Origin of the sequence: Chryseobacterium sp. FH2 (assembly GCF_001045455.1) — a bacterium.
Lineage (GTDB): Bacteria > Bacteroidota > Bacteroidia > Flavobacteriales > Weeksellaceae > Chryseobacterium.
Map to the genome: position 1 here is coordinate 306,399 of NZ_LFNE01000005.1, position 19,080 is coordinate 325,478.

General features: G+C 35.3%; 14 protein-coding genes and 1 pseudogene. 9 read left to right on the forward strand and 6 right to left on the reverse strand.

The annotated features are described in order from the left end of the window. The first annotated feature begins 19 nt into the window (after positions 1-19). The 6 genes from ACM39_RS10480 to ACM39_RS10505 all read left to right on the forward strand — a co-directional run bounded on the left by ACM39_RS10480 (position 20) and on the right by ACM39_RS10505 (position 9,114). On the forward strand, positions 20-4,732 hold the full coding sequence (locus ACM39_RS10480; protein ID WP_165585113.1) for a T9SS type A sorting domain-containing protein: 4,713 nt from the start codon (positions 20-22) through the stop codon (positions 4,730-4,732). Positions 4,733-5,077: 345 nt separating this feature from the next. Then, entirely contained in the window at positions 5,078-5,746 is a 669-nt protein-coding gene (locus ACM39_RS10485; protein WP_048510975.1) for a carbonic anhydrase, read from the forward strand. Positions 5,747-5,767: 21 nt separating this feature from the next. Beyond that, positions 5,768-6,067 (forward strand): hypothetical protein, encoded by a 300-nt coding sequence (locus tag ACM39_RS10490; protein ID WP_048510976.1) that lies wholly within the window; start codon positions 5,768-5,770, stop codon positions 6,065-6,067. A gap of 140 nt (positions 6,068-6,207) precedes the next feature. After that, entirely contained in the window at positions 6,208-7,800 is a 1,593-nt protein-coding gene (locus ACM39_RS10495; protein WP_048510977.1) for a SulP family inorganic anion transporter, read from the forward strand. 42 nt (positions 7,801-7,842) lie between these two features. Next, a complete protein-coding gene (locus ACM39_RS10500; RefSeq protein ID WP_048510978.1) occupies positions 7,843-8,475 on the forward strand; it encodes a carbonic anhydrase family protein in 633 nt (210 codons plus the stop codon). 195 nt (positions 8,476-8,670) lie between these two features. After that, the gene (locus ACM39_RS10505; RefSeq protein WP_048510979.1) at positions 8,671-9,114 is read left to right on the forward strand and encodes a hypothetical protein; all 444 of its coding nucleotides are present in this window, start codon (positions 8,671-8,673) and stop codon (positions 9,112-9,114) included. 52 nt (positions 9,115-9,166) lie between these two features. Here the strand turns inward: ACM39_RS10505 and pth are convergent, their stop codons facing one another. The 6 genes from pth to mfd all read right to left on the reverse strand — a co-directional run bounded on the left by pth (position 9,167) and on the right by mfd (position 16,910). After that, positions 9,167-9,730: an aminoacyl-tRNA hydrolase gene (pth, locus tag ACM39_RS10510; protein ID WP_048510980.1), complete on the reverse strand. Its 564-nt coding sequence runs from the start codon at positions 9,728-9,730 to the stop codon at positions 9,167-9,169. An 89-nt stretch (positions 9,731-9,819) separates the two neighbouring features. Then, the gene (locus ACM39_RS10515; RefSeq protein ID WP_048510981.1) at positions 9,820-10,740 is read right to left on the reverse strand and encodes a hypothetical protein; all 921 of its coding nucleotides are present in this window, start codon (positions 10,738-10,740) and stop codon (positions 9,820-9,822) included. Positions 10,741-11,006: 266 nt separating this feature from the next. Next, entirely contained in the window at positions 11,007-11,750 is a 744-nt protein-coding gene (locus ACM39_RS10520; protein ID WP_048510982.1) for a hypothetical protein, read from the reverse strand. Between the two features lie 3 nt (positions 11,751-11,753). Next, entirely contained in the window at positions 11,754-12,572 is an 819-nt protein-coding gene (locus tag ACM39_RS10525) for a hypothetical protein (RefSeq protein ID WP_048510983.1), read from the reverse strand. An 8-nt stretch (positions 12,573-12,580) separates the two neighbouring features. Further along, complete coding sequence (locus tag ACM39_RS10530) at positions 12,581-13,405, reverse strand: hypothetical protein (RefSeq protein WP_048511014.1); 825 nt, start codon at positions 13,403-13,405, stop codon at positions 12,581-12,583. 136 nt (positions 13,406-13,541) lie between these two features. Then, a complete protein-coding gene (gene mfd / locus ACM39_RS10535) occupies positions 13,542-16,910 on the reverse strand; it encodes a transcription-repair coupling factor (protein ID WP_048510984.1) in 3,369 nt (1,122 codons plus the stop codon). A gap of 425 nt (positions 16,911-17,335) precedes the next feature. Here mfd and ACM39_RS10540 point away from each other — a divergent pair, with 425 nt between their 5' ends. The 3 genes and pseudogenes from ACM39_RS10540 to ACM39_RS10550 form a co-directional block, all read left to right on the forward strand. Further along, positions 17,336-17,731 carry a hypothetical protein gene (locus ACM39_RS10540; protein ID WP_048510985.1) on the forward strand — a complete coding sequence of 132 codons (396 nt, stop codon included), beginning with the start codon at positions 17,336-17,338 and terminating at the stop codon, positions 17,729-17,731. Between the two features lie 275 nt (positions 17,732-18,006). Then, positions 18,007-18,270 carry a hypothetical protein gene (locus ACM39_RS10545; protein WP_048511015.1) on the forward strand — a complete coding sequence of 88 codons (264 nt, stop codon included), beginning with the start codon at positions 18,007-18,009 and terminating at the stop codon, positions 18,268-18,270. Between the two features lie 457 nt (positions 18,271-18,727). Beyond that, a pseudogene (locus ACM39_RS10550) lies at positions 18,728-19,080 on the forward strand (Rhs element Vgr protein); the annotation flags it as partial.

Here is a 19,080-nt window from a genome sequence, read left to right on the forward strand (position 1 = left end):
TTAATTTATGAAAAATCCCATGAAAAAAAAATCTGCTTTCAGGATTTTGACTGCAGTCTTTTGTATTGCATCAGTTCATGCTTTTTCTAAAGAATTTCCCGCCTCGGGACATTATGAAAAAGCAGCCAGTTTGAGTCTAAGAAATCTTGTAACACCTTACAACTACGATTTAGACCCGCTTATTATCCTTTCACAAAACGTGAATGAGAAAGGTTTAGTTGTAATGAGCGGACAGCTTACTAAACCATTCACCAGCAGCAACATCTTAATCTCCATTAAGTACCAGAATGCACAAGGAGAATGGATTACTGGCTGGTGCAAAACATTATATTCTTATAACCAGTATAATGAAATTCTGAAAGCAACTTTTGAATTGCCTGCATCTGTTAATCCTACTTACAATATAAAGGTAGAATTAAGCTCAGATTCATCATCTGCGAGTTTCACCAGCGTAAGTTGGGATAAAACCGTAAGCCACTACAAATTAAATGATTATGCTTCAGCAAATTGCGATTTGGATGAAAACGAATATACTATTCTTTTAACTCCAAAAAAAAACGGAACACTTGTTACTGATACTAATGGAAAAGTAACAGGTATTAAAGACAGAGTAACTTCCTCGTATTCATGGAACAAATTGAGTAATGTTTTAATGAATAATAAGAAAGATAATGTTTTATTTTCACCCACATCTCCCGCTACACTATTCGATGACAACGGAATTAAATCTGTAAAAATAGTAAACCAAGGAGCTATAACCGATACTCTTGCTTCTACTCCTGAATTTATCTATGATGAAATGGCGGGTCACCCTATCCCATATCTGTATAGTTATGACGATCCGGTTTATATGTTTGCCGGAAAATTTTCTGTAAACGGATTCTTCATTAAATTCAGTCAATGGCCCGGAGAACCGAATGGACCGGGATATTTCAATTTTAAAAATCCAAATATTTTAGAAAGCAGATATTTTAATTTATACAATACTACTAATAAAAAATTATCTGATTTTATTACAGATCAAGAGCCTGTGGTTATTGTTTCAAGTATTGCAACAGGTTTAAGGGTTTATAAAAATAATGGTTCATATATTGATTTGACTCCAGACAGTACAAGTAACTATGGTCCTCCATACTTCGGTTATACCAATAATGTGGCAAGAAGAGGACCCGGTTCTGAAAATCTGATTATTTCCAACACATCAGAAATGACTCTTTACGGAATGGGGGCACTTAGAAATGACGTTACAACATCATATCAGACAAAAAGATCTTTACAGGATATTGAAAAAGAAATTTCAAAATTCATTAAATACACCGGCGTTTTCGGAAGTTCAGCAGCATACGATGATAATTCTGCATGTTCCACAGGCTGTTTTACAATTAATGCAGGAGCAATTCCTGACAACAATGCACAGGATTGGTCAAAAGCACCAAACAGTTATATCTTCGTTCCGAATCAGGATAATGATGGGCTCTATATTCCCGTAAAGAAAGCTTATAAAATGTGGAATTCAGATCCAAGAATGGGGGGAAGTCCGATCCCGTCCGGTACGATAACAGCTGATGTATATTGGGAAGATAATCACGGATTGATTAAATCCGGAGAAAATTACAGCCTTGAAATCATCGGTTCCGGAGAAAATGCTAAAATCAAAGTTCCAATTAATAAATCAAAAGAAGGGAATGCTGTTATTGCTTACAAAGTAAACGGAGAAGTATTTTGGTCTTGGCATGTTTGGGTAACTGATGACCCTACAAATGGCTCTACTTACAAAAGTTTTGATGGCTTAAAGAGACAGAAGAGCGACGGTACGGTAGAAGCTATCCCTAATTCTGATTGGGGCTGGATGGATAGAAATTTAGGCGCTGTCGGGAGTGCTTTAACGGGAGATGACTGGATTAGAAATGGAGGGCTTCTCTATCAATGGGGAAGAAAAGACCCTATCCCTCCTTTGATGACAAAAGGTAATGACTCATATGAGGCTTCAGGTTCTGTAGGTAGGATAAGACACAAACAAGCTAAAAACTGGCAGAATAATGCGAAAAAAATAGATGATTTAATTAAAACCGTCACTTTATCAAATGCTACAGTTTCAAATAATATCCGTTTATCTGTAAAAAATCCTTTAAGCTTAATTTATGTAAATAAAGATGACAATTCCGGCCAGGCTTATTATAACAATAATCTTAACCTCCAGGTAAACTGGTTCGGCAACTCTGCAACTTTACCAACCAGCAGATTAACGGAATTAAATCTATGGTCGGATAACTCAAAAGGTGTGATTACTGCCGGAGACTACAATAATGATAACAGCGCAAATCCTTATAGAGACAAATCAGCATTTGATCCATGCCCAAATGGGTGGAGAATACCATCTGTTTTGGTTTCAAACTTAGGAAACGGCAATTATATTGATGATTTAAGAGTTGATTTCAGTCCTTTTGGTATTAAAAGTAATATCCATAAAGATGTTTTTGAAGCGAATAAATATCATATCATTAAACCAAATGACAACAACACTCCTGGTTATATGACGGGTATTAAAATATATCGTAATCTGGGTATGGATTTCAGCAATGCAGGCGGTAACAATATGGGGATTTTCCCCGGAACTGGTATATTGGCAAGAGGATATCATGAGGGTCAATATACAGACCAGCATGAAACCTATTTATGGACTGCTACAATGGCAAAATGGTTTGATGCGACCCCGGCAGTATCAGCAAGGAATTTCCGTTTAATTCCAGACGGAGATCAGCCAGATATTCCGGATACCTCATTATCAACAATAAAGGGAAGATACCAATATTATCCTTTAGGAGGCTCTGCAACTTCGGGCACTAATGGGTGCAGATGTATTAAAGATCCTTTGTATAAAGTCAATCAATACGATTTCCCAACAGAATTCTTTAATGATAATACTCAATATGTAGAAGGGATAAATAACCCGAATACTTATACAATGGTCAAAAATACTGCAGAATCAATCATTCAAATTCCTATCAGTAAGGCATTTTCGGCGCAAAGTCAGTTGCTGAACAATCCTGATATTTTGAACCCATTAAATTACAACAATCTGAAAGTTAATGTATTATGGTCTACAAATACAGCATTAATTAATAATATTTCCGTATCGAATCCTACTCCTAATTCATTAAATGCAATTTCTAATTCAAATATCAATGTTAAAATTGCACCCAATCAAGCAGGAAATGCGGTTGTTACGCTACACAACGGAAGCATTACAAACCCAATTTACTGGAGTTGGCATATCTGGGTAACAAATACACCTATTGGTTCTAGTACTTATACAACAGATCAGCCAATGGCAGAAGCTCCAAATTATATAAATTACACAAACAGCAGCCAGGTTTTGACCACAGAATTTATGGATCGAAATATAGGAGCCACCGATTCATTTCCTACAATTCCCGGAGACAATCTAAACCCTGAGACAGTTCTCGCCGGATCATCGAGTCAAATAATAAACTCCGGGGGCCTTCATTATCAATGGGGAAGAAAAGATCCTATTCCGACGTACAGGCCTGCTTATGTAAGTGATTACAAAGACACGAACGGTGTAACACATTATTATAAGACAAATGCTGTAAAATATTATTTAGGAACAGTCAATGCGGCAGGAAGTGTAGCCTACACTCCATTAACAGAAGCTGCTTATAACACAAGCTACATCAAAGCTTACAATACTTATAGCAATGCTTCAAACGCAAACGTACTTTCTACCGACAAACCAGCAGAGAAAGTGGCAAAAATCCTTTCTTATTCAGTTAAGAATCCTCTTGCATTTATGGTTCCAAGCATCTTTGCTCCGGTTGATCCTTCTAATTCCAATTACAATAATGGATCTGACTGGTTAGCAACAGAGCCAAACCTTGCTGCTGACAGATGGGGAAGAGGTGGAAAAAAATCCCCGTTTGACCCGTGTCCGGAAGGCTGGAGAATTCCAGATTTTACAAGTTCAGAACCGGCAGCAGGATACGGAGTCTCTCCCTGGTATAAAAAAGGTGTGGCGACAGGTTTAGCAGCCCGCACAATCAATGATTACCTAGGAACAAGAGTAAGGGTGGCAAAAAGTGTAAATACAGGATTTACATTTGATTATAACGCTTACTCAATTGGGAACTACCCTATTTTCACGGGAATCAGAGGAAGCAGAAGCGTAACGGCCAATACAACTCCTGACTTTAATGCAATTGATGCTGTCTATTCCGGCATTTGGTCTGCCAGTTTAGCTTCTAATTACAGAGGAAGGCCAATTAATCTCTTGTTCCAAAACAACAATTCTGACCAGACTAAAATATATTCCTTTGCATATCATGACAATAACGACCCTTATTTCGGCGAAAGCTGCAGATGTGTGAAAGTGAAATATGACAATGAAGGAAATGAGCAGGGCCCTATCCCAAGATTACAGGTAACAACTACTTCAACAGCAAAAGCTACCAACACTTTAGCCAAAGCGGTAATTGAAGAAAAAGTAACTCAAAACAAACTTGAGTTCTTCCCGAATCCAGTGAAGAGTACACTGTATATCAAAGGAAATGACAGAGGTAAGGATTACTATTATCAGATTTACAATATGTCTGGCCAAATGATAAAATCAGGGAAATTTGAAAATGAGCAAACTGACTTATCATCACTCACGACTGGTACCTATTTAGTAAGAATCAATAATTCTGAAACTATAGTTAAAATTATTAAAGAATAATAATAGACTGTGTGAAATTTTGAACGGCCTCTCTAATCGGGAGGTCGTTTTTATTTTAAGATTTAAGAATATTTTAATTTTGAAATATTGTTTTATTCCAAAGAGTTTGTAATTTTATCTTGAGTTTTCAATTGTTTAAAAGATAATACATCAGTTTAAAAAGTAATAATAAAACCCTTGTTGCAAATTTTCATATGATTTTAAGCATATTTCAATATTAAATTTTGTTAAAAGTGATTGCTTTTTCAACAAAAATTATATTTTTGTACAATTATTGATTTAGTCTATTGAATTTGAAAATAATTTAAACGAAATAAATAACATAAACCTTTTAAATTTAAAATTATGTCACAATCGTATGAAGTTATTTTCGAAAACAACAGAAAATGGGTAGAGTCTAAAGTTGCAAATAACCCAACATTCTTTCAGGAGCTGGCTAAAACACAAAATCCGGAATTCTTGTATATCGGATGCTCAGATAGCAGAGTAGCAGCTGAAGAATTAATGGGTACACAGCCAGGCGAAGTTTTTGTAACAAGAAATATCGCAAATGTGGTAAATACTTTGGATATGAGCTCAACAGCTGTTATTCAGTATGCTGTAGAGCATTTAAAAGTAAATCACATTATTGTTTGTGGACACTACAACTGCGGTGGTGTAAAGGCAGCGATGACAGCTCAGGATTTAGGATTATTAAATCCATGGTTGAGAAATATTCGTGATGTCTACAGGCTGCACCAGGCCGAATTAGATTCTATCGAAGATGAAGGGAAACGTTATGACAGGCTAGTAGAACTAAACGTTCAGGAGCAGTGCATTAACGTGATCAAAATGGCCTGTGTTCAGGAAAGATACATCTTAGAAGAGTATCCTATTGTTCACGGTTGGGTTTTTGACCTTAGAACAGGTAAGATCATTGATTTGGAGATTGATTTTGAGAAAATCTTGAAAGATATCCAAAAAATCTACAACCTTACAAGTTCTGACTGGGTAATGAGTAGAAAGAAAGGTTAATAACTTTCTAAAATTTTGAAGATGAAATTCTGGAGTATTATTGTTTTAATGTTTTTCCTAAACTTTACAGCCTTGCCAAGCATTGCTGCAGTTTTTGGTTGGGAGTTACAGAGAACCAATGTTGTCCTTAATGAAGAAGAACCACATTCTCACCCTACATCTTTTACTGTTTACGAAAAGACACTTCCAAAAACTTTAGATGTTTTCGATTATCTGAAGTTCTTTGAGCCCGATTTACAAGGCAAGTCTTTTGTGTTGATAGATGACGACTTTCATCTGTCACCATTACTTACCATATTTTCTCCGCCTCCGGAAGCTTAATTTTTAGTATAGTTAGATTTTTTTAATAGTATTCATATCAATGTTTGGTATTGAATCAACACGTGCTTTAAAAATTAAATTCCAATCTTTTATAATTGATTAATCACAGCAATCATTTATAATCACAGCATTTTCATATCATGAAAAACACATCATTAATAGGAGGAATCAAGGAGAATTTCCCTTCAGGACTCGTTGTATTTTTAGTTGCACTTCCTTTATGTTTAGGAATTGCATTAGCATCAGGAGCACCACCATTATCAGGGATCATCTCCGGTATTGTAGGTGGTTTAGTAGTAGGAACGATGAGTAACTCGAATATCTCAGTTTCCGGTCCTGCTGCAGGCCTTACGGCTATTGTTTTGACGGCTATTACAGATCTGGGAGCATTCGAGCTTTTCCTTTGCGCCGGTATGATCGCCGGAATTATTCAATTGGTTTTAGGATTCGTAAGAGCAGGAAGTATTTCAAACTATTTCCCTAATAACGTTATCGAAGGAATGCTTGCCGCCATCGGTATTATTATCATTTTAAAACAAATTCCACATGCATTGGGATTCGACAAAGACTATGAAGGTCACGAATCCATCTTTGATAACGGACTTAACTTCAATTACTTCACTGATTTATTTGACGCAATTCATGCGGGAGCAGTGATCGTAACTTTAGTTTCGATAGGTATCCTTTTAGCCTGGGATAAAATCCCGGTTTTAAAAAGGATGAAAATGCTTCCCGGAGCCTTAGTCGCAGTCGTTGCCGGTATTTTATTAAACGAAATTTTCAAAATGACAGGAAGTTCATTAGCAATCAATCCTCAACATTTGGTTGTTTTGCCGGTTCCGCAGTCACTTGATGATTTTAAAAATTTAATTGTGACACCGGACCTCAACGGGTTTATCAATCCTAAAGTATGGATTGTAGGAGCAACTATTGCCATTGTAGCTTCTATTGAAACATTACTTTGTATTGAGGCCTCGGACAGATTAGACAGACAGAGGCGGATTACAGACACCAACCTTGAATTAAAGGCTCAGGGAATAGGTAACTTGGTAAGTGCATTTATTGGCGGGCTTCCGATGACATCGGTTGTGGTAAGAAGCTCTGCAAATGCTAATGCAGGCGCAACCTCAAAAATTTCAGCAATAATTCACGGGATTTTACTATTGATTTGCGTACTTTCAATTCCTGTAATTTTAAATTTAATTCCGCTTGCTACACTTGCCGCGGTGTTGATTTTGGTAGGCTACAAACTGGCAAAACCGGCTACATTCAAACATTTCTGGCATTTAGGGAAATTTCAGTTTATCCCTTTCGTTGCAACTGTTGTGGCGGTAGTTGCTACAGATTTACTGAAAGGTGTCGGAATTGGTTTGGCAATTTCTGTTTTCTATATTTTACAGGGAAATATGAAAAGAGCTTATTATTTAAGTCGAGAAAAGCTGGATAATGCAGACGGAATCAATATTAAACTGGCTGAAGAAGTTTCCTTCCTGAACAAAGCAGCCATTAAAAAAACTTTAAAAAACATTAAGCCAAATTCTACAGTGACAATTGATGCACGAGGCACTTCATATATTGCTACAGATGTATTGGAAATGATTCAGGATTTCGCCAATATCAGAGCAAAAGAAGAAGACATTCATGTAGAACTTTTAGGCTTTAAAACATCCTATAAAGATTATGAAAGAGATGAAGATTCTCACATCTTAATCACCCACAGAAGAGCAATGTAAGCTCACAATAATTTTTAACTAAAAAAAGAATAAATCAATCATATGAAAGCGCATACTTCCGAAACTCAATCTACAATTACTCCTGAGAAGGCATTAGACTTTTTAAAAGAGGGAAACCAAAGATTTGTAAATAATTTAAAGGCAAACAGAGACCTTCTGGAGCAGGTAAATGCAACGCGTGAGGGACAATGGCCTTTTGCAGTAATTTTAAGCTGCATAGACAGCCGTACTTCCGCAGAGCTTATCTTCGATCAAGGGTTGGGAGATGTTTTCAGTATCAGAATTGCCGGTAATTTTGTAAATCAGGATATCTTAGGCTCAATGGAATTTGGCTGTAACGTTGCAGGCTCTAAGCTTGTTGTAGTTTTAGGACACACTAAGTGCGGCGCTTTAAAAGGCGGTCTGGATGCTGAACAAATTGTAGGACTGGGAATGGATAATCTGAATCATTTAATCAATCATTTTGACCCTATCATCAATGAAGTAATTGAAGGAGAAGAACGTTCATCGAAGAATAACTCACTTTTGGAAAGACTGAATCAGCAAAATGTAAAAAATGCAATCGAAGATATCCGTAAACAAAGCTCAACCCTTAGAAAGCTTGAAGAAGAAGGTAAAATAAAAATAGTAGGAGCCAACTATGATGTTGAGACCGGAGTTGTCACTTGGTTATAAAACCTGGACTTTTACCATTCTATTACAGAGCTAAAATAAAAAATATGTTAAGTTAGATAGATTGGAAATTAATTTTTAAGAGTACAACAGAAAGACCATCGAGATTTCGGTGGTCTTTTATTAATCGGTCTATTTTAACATCATCTTACCATTTTTTATAAAATTAATTTTATAAAAAAAACTTAATTTTGATTTATGAAAATACAGCTGAATATATTTCTTGTCGGATTTTTACTATGCTTAACCGGACTTTTAGGAGCACAGGAAATTTCAAATAAAAGATCTGTGAATGACACACTAGCTTACCTTAAAAAATTCGAAATAAATAAAGACAAATATATCGGTAAACCTTTTTCATTATTGCTGAAAAATATGGTACAGATTCAGCCCAAAAAAGCAAAATCTACTTTTAACGCTGATGTAAATAATTCCATATCGAGCACAATTTTCACATTTTCAAATAAAGACATTAATTCTGATAAAGAAATCACTTTACTTGTCAAATGGAAAACAGATGAAATACCTTCTACTCCAATAGAATTTTTTGAGCAGGAACATAATTATCGTTATACACCTAGTGAAAAAAACTTCTTTGAAAAAAAGGTCGTAAAAGACATTATGGTTTACAAACAACAATAAAACCTCCAATTCAGAAGGCTTTTTATATTACCTATTATAATAAAACCACAATTTATTTTCCGTTAAAAGCTGACATTGTATTATTAATTCCTGCAAAAACAAATGACAGACAAGTTTTGGAAAACTTTTCAATTCTTTCAGGCAGTTTTTCAGATTCTTCCTCTGTCCAGGTTCCCAAAACATAGTCCACTTGTTTTCCTTCAGAAAAATCGGCTGAAATTCCGAAACGAAGACGTGCATAATTTTGAGTCTGCAAAACTTCGTTAATATTTTTAAGTCCGTTATGCCCTGCATCAGAACCTTTTCCTTTTAATCGTAAAGTCCCGAAAGGCAAAGCCAAATCATCAGTGACAATCAAAACATTTTCCAAAGGAATATTTTCTTTCTGCATCCAGTATTTCACAGCATTTCCGGAAAGATTCATATAAGTATCCGGTTTTAGAATTAAAACTCTTCGTCCTTTATATTTTCCGTCTGCCATCCATCCAAAATTAGTAGAATTGAAAGGCACTTCCAATGTTTCAGCAACTTTCTCGGCAACTTTAAAACCTATATTATGACGTGTATTTTCGTATTCTGCGCCTTTGTTTCCAAGACCAACTATTAAATATTTCATTGAGAAATTTTTTGCAAAATTAAGGCATTAAAATAAAAAACTCAACCTTCGGAAAGATTGAGTTTAACTATTTATTAAAAATTAAATTTTTATAATGGTTTGTAAATATAATTTACCCCAAATCCTACCTTCATATAGGTCTGAGCATCATAGCTATAATCTGTTGTAAAGATTACCGGTGAAGGAATCGGAAGCATCAAATCTGATATAGCAAATCTTTTAGGATTATTCGGCGATAAAATAAAGCTTTCTTTATCATTGATATCCGTAGAAATAAGTCTTGAAACTTTATAAGCAAATGGCAATAAAGTAAACGGACTGATTTGCGTATCATAAGTAAAATATTCATAAGAAAACTTATTTGTAGGAGCAGCAAATATACCTCCGGCCATAGGGCCATAGTGTCTTGTCACTTTTGCTACATTATCTCCCTGATACTCGTATTTTGTTTTTGAATAATCTGTGTACGCAAACGGAGTTCCTGAAGCATCAGGACCATTTCTCATGATGATAGAATCCAGTTTTGCTGTAGAAGCATCATATTTTAAGTTAAAAATGCTTTTCGTTTTCTTGTAAAGGGTCTGCGGGCCAGCTGGAATTGTAGGAGCTCTTTTGAAGAATGATCGGTTTTCAGAAATTGTTTCCAATCTTCCTGTTGGTCCGTAAGTAAATAACTGAGTGTAAGAAATACTGTCTTTATCAAGATCACCATCTCCGTCAAGATCTAAGAAGCCCATAAAGTCAATCTTACTGATTTTGTCGCCACTGTATGCTACATTTGCAACAGAACCACTGTCCAGAAGCACTTTGGTAAGAAGTAATCCATTATAATGATATTCTGCTAAGGTGTCAGAATCTGTAATTTCTCTATATAACGCTCTTGGACCCGTAAAACCAGAATTGTCATTCATATCCAATAGTGGATTTCCGTCTTCATCCAATAGTTGTTTACAAGAATGTATAGAGGAAAAGCCTGCTAATAGTAAAATAAAATAGAAAAGTTGCTTCATTTTCAGGTGATTGTTTATTTTTCCACAAATATAATTTTTTTTTGAATAAAAAGCATATTTTTATTCATATTATAATAAAACCAACAATGAGGTATTTATCAAAAAGATTAGTTGTGATTTTTAATGTTTAACGTTTTATTCTCATCAATATTATATTAATTGTCAAACTTATACTGTAAAAACTGATAAAAATTAATTGTTGTATAAAAAAACCTAAAAACATAAGTTTTTAGATTTTCGGTAACAATTTATATATAAAACAAATATTAATACGGTTGTAGTACAGATATTGTCAATACTGACTGGGACATATCTGTATTTAAAAAGTTTGTATTTACAGCTCGTCCTATTCCCAAAGTTCCACTGTTAAGATTTCTTTTTGCACATGCCGCCTTCACAGAATAGCTTGTCTTTGGAGTAAGATTCGTAAGTGTTGCATTAAGATTTAAAATTTTATTTGTCCCATCTTCACCTATCAAAACGTCTGTTCTTACTGCTTTTAATTTATTATCTACAAAAATTCCACAGGCAAAACTGATAGAAGATGATGCATTAGTCGTCTTTTGTGCTGTCGTCTGAAATGTAAACACTACTTTATTTGTACTGTTAGTAACCGGAAATGTATCTACCGTTCCGGGGATCACGGTCCAGGAATTATCTAAAGCTGCGTCTATTGCATAAGGGGCAGTCGATCCATTTGCCCCACTGAAGCTCACTCCCGTTTTATCAGCAACAGTATTCATAAAAAACATTGACATACTCCCCTGCCCATCTGCAATTTTAATACTTTTCCAATCATTAGCCGTCAAATCAGAGCTATTATGAAAAATAGTTCCTGCATCTCCGGCAGATCCTTTTGCAGTGTTTGTACCTCCGGTTCTTAACTCTTTTCTTATGCTTAAATCTCCATTTATATCCAGCATATTTACAGGCGTGCTTGTATTGATACCGACTTGTGCGCTGGATAAAGCTGAAAACATTAATGATATGATTAATAATATCTTTTTCATAATTTAGTTTAAAATTGTATTAAATACTTGAGGAACCTCATAAACATCTACTTTCAGAGATGATTGAGAGATAAAAGAATCAATATTGGATGAAGTATTGATTCCTATAGCCAGCTGAATCCCGGTGCCTGTATTATAAGATTTAAGTCTTGAACACGCCACGCTGATTGTGTGTGTGCCTTTTGCAAGGTTTTCAATAATACCGATTTGATTGTGTGTCAGAAAAGGATCTGTAAAGTTACTGGCTTTAATATTTCCTTGTCTTAAGTTCACAAGTTTATCATCTACAAAAATTCCGCAGGCATAATCAATAGAAGCATCCGTTGTGCCTACTGCCCCAAAGTTTGCCTGGATTACAGTTTCAAACTGGAAATACGTTTTACTTTCTGTACTGTAAACATGAATTGGCTGCGACGACAGGCCAGTGATTTTTTTGAATCCATTCAAACTATTGTATGTCACATTTTTTGTAAAAGCTGTAGAGCGGTTGGTAATTGCCGACTCTTCCGAATTGGTAAATTTAATCCCTGTTTTATCAGAAAAAGAGTTGTTAAAAATTAAATAAAAATTATTGGGTTCGTATTCCGGTATTCTTAAAGTTTTCCATGCAGGAGGATTTCCTTCTCCCTGAGAGACCAGAATCTGGCCATTTGTCCCTTCATTTAATTTATTGTCTCCAATCGTTAGAAGGGCAATTTTTCCTCTAAAATTTGCATCTCCGTTTACATCAAGTTTTGCCTTGGGTGTATCAGTTTTTATTCCGACTTGTGCAGAGAAAGACAGCCCTATTGAAAGAAATAGGATAGTAAGTGTGTTTTTCATCTAAATTATTAGTTTACTTTGTAGGTTACGTATTCAATTACATCAATTTTAAATGCGGATTCTAATGAGAATGCATTAGAAACATTGTTCGTATCAGAAATATTACGGCCAATGGCAAATTGATTGGCACTGTTTGAAGTATTAATTTTTCTACACGCGACCTCAACTTTTTGCACACCTACAGGCACATCCTGTTCAGTATAGTTTAACGTAAATATATAATCCTGAATACCGTTTTTATCAGAATTGTTGTTGGTAGAAATTTTATCAGGACGTACAGCTACAAGATTTCCGTTTCTGAAAACCCCACACGTGAAACTGATATTTTGTGAAGTAGTTGTAGTACTTGCTTTCATTTCAACACCAGTCTGGAATTGATAGGTAAGCCTGTTTTTACCATTTCTCACAGTAAAATTATTTTCAAGACCTGTTATCTTTTGCCAGTTTCCTTTGGAAGCATCCGAAATATTCTCCCCAACGCTATTTTTGTAAATAGCATCTCCTGTTATTCCATTAGAAAGTGTTATAATTCCATTCTGATCTGATGACAAGTACGAGTTAATAAGCTTGTACTGCCCCTCTTCCATAAAGGTAACATTTACGGTCTTCCATGTTGCGGGTAAACCTTCTCCCTGAGAAACCAAGACTTGACCATTCAATCCTGCATTTCCAGTCTGAAGCGAAGTTCCGCCAACTCTAAGCTCTTTTCTTAAGGTAGTTTTCCCGTTTACATCGAGATTTGAATTGGGAGCCTCTGTTCCAATTCCCACTTGAGCGCGTACATGGATTGATAATAGCAATCCAACAACGCCATAATATACAGTTTTTTTCATAATAAGGGACTGCAAAGGTAAATGTTTTAAATCAAAAAAACCACCTAAACCCTCATAAATCAATAGAAATTAGTTATTTACATCATAAAAATCACCCATTAGAAAAGTAGAGTTATTTCATTATCTATTGAATTAATCATTCATTTCCCAGGATGGATTTTAGCAGATAATTCACTTCATCGACATTTATTATCTTATCTTTTCTCATCATGAGGTGATTTCCGTCTTTGCCTATCTTCTCCTTCAGTTGGGCCTCCGCAGGATTTTTAGTAAGATAGCTGATGATATGTCTGAACTTCTCAGTTTGATAAAATTTATCCTGAGGATTGCCAGGAAAATAGCCTAAAAACACGCCATTTTTCATAACAATTTTTTCAAATCCGATGTCTGAAGCAAGCCATTTCAGCGCTACACTTTTTAGTAAATTAATTGCTTCTTTTGGTAATTTTCCGAAACGATCTATCAATTCTGACTCAAATTTCTGTAAATCTTTCTCATTATCTATCTCTGCAAGTTTCTGATAGAGCAATAATCTTTCCTCTGTATTCGAAATATAAGAGTCCGGAAGCATCAGTTCTAAATCTGTATCAATATTTACATCTTTCACAGATTTAAAGAGCTTTTGCCTATCTTCTTCGTTGTCAAATAAGTTTTCAAAATCCTGATCATCTTTCAATTCTTCGAGTGCCTCCTGCATTAGTTTTTGATAGGTTTCAAAGCCCATTTCATTAATAAACCCACTTTGTTCCGCTCCTAATAAATCTCCTGCACCGCGGATTTCCAAATCTTTCATAGCAATCTGAAAACCACTTCCCAAATCTGAAAACTGCTCAATGGCTTCCAACCGTTTTCTCGCATCTGAAGTGATCATATCATAAGGCGGAGTTATCAGATAACAAAATGCTTTTCTGTTGCTTCTGCCCACTCTTCCCCTCATCTGGTGAAGATCAGCCATCCCGAAACGCTGGGCATCATTAATGAAAATCGTATTTGCATTCGGAACATCTACCCCGCTTTCAACAATTGTTGTAGAAACCAAAACGTCATATTTCCCTTCCATGAAATCCAGTACATTCTTCTCAAGCTGTTTTCCTTCCATTTGGCCATGCCCCGTAATCACTCTGGCATCAGGAACCAGCCTTTGAATCAATCCTGCGATATCTTTAAGATTTTCAATTCTATTATTAATAAAATAAACCTGCCCGTCACGCTGAATTTCATATGATACAGCATCGCGAAGAGTTTCTTCATTAAAGCCAATCAATTGCGTATCCACAGGCTGTCTGTTTGGCGGTGGAGTTTTAATGACGGATAAATCCCGTGCAGCCATCAAAGAAAACTGTAATGTTCTCGGAATTGGTGTTGCCGTTAAAGTCAGGGTATCAACATTATTCTTTAGTGTTTTAAGCTTATCTTTTACGGAAACCCCAAATTTATGCTCTTCATCAATAATCAAAAGGCCTAAATCTTTAAATTTTACTGATGAGCTTACCAGTTGATGTGTTCCTATTATAATATCCAGTTTCCCATCTTTTAAAGCATCTAGCGTTTCAGCTTTTTGTTTTGCCGTTCTGAAACGATTGACATAGCCAACATTTACAGGAAAATCTTTCAGTCTTTCTTTGAAACTTCTATAATGCTGAAAAGCCAAAATTGTAGTCGGAACCAGAACAGCCACCTGCTTTCCATCAGTCGCTGCTTTGAACGCCGCACGAATAGCAACTTCCGTTTTCCCGAAACCTACATCACCGCAAACCAGTCTATCCATCACCGTATCGGCTTCCATATCTTTTTTCACATCGATAGTCGCTTTTTCCTGGTCCGGGGTGTCTTCATACACAAAGCTTGCTTCCAGCTCATTTTGTAAATAAGAATCCGGAGTATAGGCAAAACCTTTCGCTGTTTTTCTCTGAGCATATAATTTTATAAGGTCAAAAGCAATCTGTTTTACTTTGGCTTTTGTTTTTTGTTTTAAAGATTTCCAGGCAGGAGATCCTAATTTACTTAAAACAACTTCTTTCCCATCCGGTCCGTTAAATTTCGAAATTTTATGCAGAGAGTGGATACTTACATATAATAAGTCTCCGTTTTTATAGGTCAATTTAAAGCACTCCTGAATTTTGCCATCATTGTTTACTTTCACCAATCCCATGAATTTTCCTATTCCGTGGTCAATATGTGCAATGTAATCTCCAATTTTCAGAGACATCAAATCTTTTAAAGTAAGCTGTTCAGATTTTGCAAAAGTATTTTTAGCCTTAAACCTCTGATAACGATCAAAAATCTGGTGATCTGTATACACCATAATTTTGTGGTCATTGTCTACAAAACCTTCGTGAAGTTCAGATTTAAAGCTTTTGAACAAAACTTCGTGCTCTAGTTCTTCAAAAATAGATTCCAATCTTTCTTTTTGCTTTTCTGTGGAGAAAGATATCCATGTATCAAAACCAGCTTCCTGCTTTTCTTCCAAATCTTCAATCAGCAGTTCAAAATTTTTATGAAAGGAAGGCTGTGGAATCTGATCAATTTTCAGCTCGGCAATTTCTTTAATTCCTTCAATAGGAATACTTCCGAAATCTATGGTTTTAAACTTTTTATAATCAAATAAAAATTCCTGATCAGAAATGAACAATTCCTGTGGCGTCCTATGAGCAATATTTTTATTTAATGTTTCATACTTTTCCAAAGATTTTTCGTAGAACGCCCTTATCTTCTGCATGCCTACCAGCCCGTTTTTAGTCACCACAAAACTCTCTTTTGGCAACAGCTGAAGTAATGAAACTCTGGTCCCTGTCACGGAAAAATTCATATTAGAAACCAATTGAAAATCACTTACCTTATCAATTGAAAGCTGTGTTTCGATATCAAAAGTTTTGATATTTTCCACCTCATTTCCAAAGAAAGTAATACGGTAGGGTTTTTCATTCGAAAAAGAGAAAACATCTACAATCCCTCCTCTCACCGAAAATTCCCCAGGCTCGGAAACGAAATCTGCCTGTTGAAAATGATAATGATTCAGCAATTCATCCACAAAATCAAAATCAAGCCGATCTCCAACTTTTATATGATGAGAAATAGCCTTAAAATCTTCTTTCTTCAAAACCTTTTCAGACAAAGCTCCTGCATACCCTACAATTACTTTAGGAGATTTACTCGACGTTATTTTATTGATAACCTCAGTTCTCAGGACCAAATTGGCGTTTTGAGTCTTCTCTATCTGGTAGGGCTCAAGATGAGTTGCCGGGAAATAAAGAATTTTATCCTTTCCCAGCAAATCTTCCATTTCTGTATTTACATACAGTGCATCCTCTTTATCATCTACCAAATACAGAACGGTTTTCTTCCGGGTAAGGAAAAGCTCGGCAATAAAAATAGAAACAGACGAACCTGCACTTCCTTTCACAGAAATATGATCATTATTTTCAAGCCGGGTAAGAATTTCTTTGCCGAATTCCTTCTGTAAAAGCTCCGGAAGAAACTTTTCATTGATGGTTTTTAATTGCATAAATAATAATGGTATAAACGACAAAAGCGATTTCGGGAACTTTCCGAAATCGTTTTGACATTGCAAAGATAAGAAACTTATATTATTTTAAATTATTTCCCTTGATAATGAAAAAAATTTTGTATTTTCACCAAACCAAATCACAAAATATTAAGGAAAGACAATTTTCTCTTAATTTTTTTAGAAATTATACCTGTAAATTATACTTCTAAATAATTTAAATTTTAAAATTCACTTGCAGCTTCGAGGTTATTCGGAGCTCTTTTTTTGCCAATACCTACCTACGAACATTAAAAACTTTAAGATAAATCTAAATAATTCATAATTTTTTGCTAAAAAGTTTAATTATAAGTTAAAACATTTCTAATCTGCTTTCATGGCATATTGTTTGACTTTTTAGATATATCTAAACGAAATTTAATATTATGAAAAAAGCAATTAAAATTTTAGGGCTATTTGCATTAGTCCTTTTCACAGTTACATCATTTTTATCGTGCAGCAACGATGATGACCCTACCAACAATGATTTTTTTGCGGGAACCTACAAAGGAAGCGTTTCCTATAATGATGGTGGCTCTACCAACATCAGCACAGATAATGGAAGTGTTTTTGTTACCAAAATTGCAAGCGGAACAAAATACAACTTCGCATTTTCAAACAGCATTCCCGATTTGAATGGAATCGAGTTTGAACAGCAAGGCGATCATACTTTGGTAATGATTGGCTCCAATGGAACTTCATATATAAGAATCGACAACAACGAGCTGAAGATCTTATATATAAAAGACGGTAAGACGTGGACAGCCAACTGTACCCGTTAAGCCAACTATTCATATAATATGTTAGGATCTGCTTCTTCTTTTTCAGGGGAAGCAGATTTTTTTGTAATTTAATCCCAATAATCATTCTGAAAAAAAATAAAATATAAATTTTCACTGTTGTCAAAACCAGATATAAAATAAAAACATTTAACTTTAATTCAACCGTTTAATCTTTTTTTAAGCTGTAATAAACTTTAGTTAAGTTTCAGAAAAGTGATTTTTCAGCGTGGTTTTTGTATAACTTTGAATCAAGAAAAACAAGCAAATTAATTGTTATGAAAAAATTTTTAACAGCAATGTCAATAGTATTAGGACTAGGACTTGCAACAGCTCAGCAAACTGCTCCTGCAACCGCAACTAAAACTCACCCGGTTGCAAAAACCACAACTGTAAAGTCCACAACTACTGAAGTAAAAACAGTAAAACCCGCAACAGGAGTGAAAATGAAAAAGGACGGTACCCCTGATAAAAGATATAAGCAAAACCAAAAATTAAAAAAAGACGGAACTCCTGATAAAAGATATAAGGAGAACAAATAAACTCAACTTATAGTTGTTATTTTCATAATCAAATTTCGAAGGACCGGTGATAACTCATTCATCGGTTTTTATTTGTTATGATGTAAAATTTTGCTATGTAAAAATATTTTTTACATTTGTATAAGTTAAAAACAAAATTATAAGAACAGATTAATATAATTTAAATATAAAATATTGCGTTTAGCAGTTCATTTTCTTGTCTTAAATACTCGAAATATTAAAAACCTAAGAAAATATGTCTGTGAGATGCACCCGATCGGGTGTGTTTTGCTGCATTTCTTAGGTAGGTTATTCGAGTAACCTAAGACAAGGGTGTAAGTATATTCACACCCTTTTTGTATGCCAATACATACAGCAGCAAAAATAAATTCATGAATAAAAATAACACCATATGAACAACATGGAATTAAGATAAATTAATTATATTTGTTTAACACAAAAACAACGAAAAAAAATTATGGAAACCCCCGACCTTGATGCCGCTTTCGGCACGTCCAAGCCCTTTGAATACTGGCTGAACGACCCCACCAATCCCATCGTATACTGCCTGCTCCAGCTCGAGGGAAAGGATTTCCTCGCCAAAAACGGATATACGGTAGAGCTTATCCAAAAAACGGCAGACCACGACACCTTCTGTATCACCGTTTCAGATGATGCGTTAGACAGCTTCCAGGGCTACCTGATGGAGCATTCCAAAAAACTGCTGGGAAAAAGCCTCTCCATTACCTTCCACCATCGTGGAAAGCCCAGGCATGCCTTTGAGGGAATCATCGGGGGTGTCACCAACAAAAAAGACAACGGCAGCGGGTA

Coding starts and splice junctions, on each gene's coding strand:
- ACM39_RS10480 (WP_165585113.1), top strand. CDS start 20: ATGAAAAAAAAATCTGCTTTCAGGATTTTGACTGCAGTCTTTTGTATT.
- ACM39_RS10485 (WP_048510975.1), top strand. CDS start 5,078: ATGTCACAATCGTATGAAGTTATTTTCGAAAACAACAGAAAATGGGTA.
- ACM39_RS10490 (WP_048510976.1), top strand. CDS start 5,768: ATGAAATTCTGGAGTATTATTGTTTTAATGTTTTTCCTAAACTTTACA.
- ACM39_RS10495 (WP_048510977.1), top strand. CDS start 6,208: ATGAAAAACACATCATTAATAGGAGGAATCAAGGAGAATTTCCCTTCA.
- ACM39_RS10500 (WP_048510978.1), top strand. CDS start 7,843: ATGAAAGCGCATACTTCCGAAACTCAATCTACAATTACTCCTGAGAAG.
- ACM39_RS10505 (WP_048510979.1), top strand. CDS start 8,671: ATGAAAATACAGCTGAATATATTTCTTGTCGGATTTTTACTATGCTTA.
- pth (WP_048510980.1), bottom strand. CDS start 9,730: ATGAAATATTTAATAGTTGGTCTTGGAAACAAAGGCGCAGAATACGAA.
- ACM39_RS10515 (WP_048510981.1), bottom strand. CDS start 10,740: ATGAAGCAACTTTTCTATTTTATTTTACTATTAGCAGGCTTTTCCTCT.
- ACM39_RS10520 (WP_048510982.1), bottom strand. CDS start 11,750: ATGAAAAAGATATTATTAATCATATCATTAATGTTTTCAGCTTTATCC.
- ACM39_RS10525 (WP_048510983.1), bottom strand. CDS start 12,572: ATGAAAAACACACTTACTATCCTATTTCTTTCAATAGGGCTGTCTTTC.
- ACM39_RS10530 (WP_048511014.1), bottom strand. CDS start 13,405: ATGAAAAAAACTGTATATTATGGCGTTGTTGGATTGCTATTATCAATC.
- mfd (WP_048510984.1), bottom strand. CDS start 16,910: ATGCAATTAAAAACCATCAATGAAAAGTTTCTTCCGGAGCTTTTACAG.
- ACM39_RS10540 (WP_048510985.1), top strand. CDS start 17,336: ATGAAAAAAGCAATTAAAATTTTAGGGCTATTTGCATTAGTCCTTTTC.
- ACM39_RS10545 (WP_048511015.1), top strand. CDS start 18,007: ATGAAAAAATTTTTAACAGCAATGTCAATAGTATTAGGACTAGGACTT.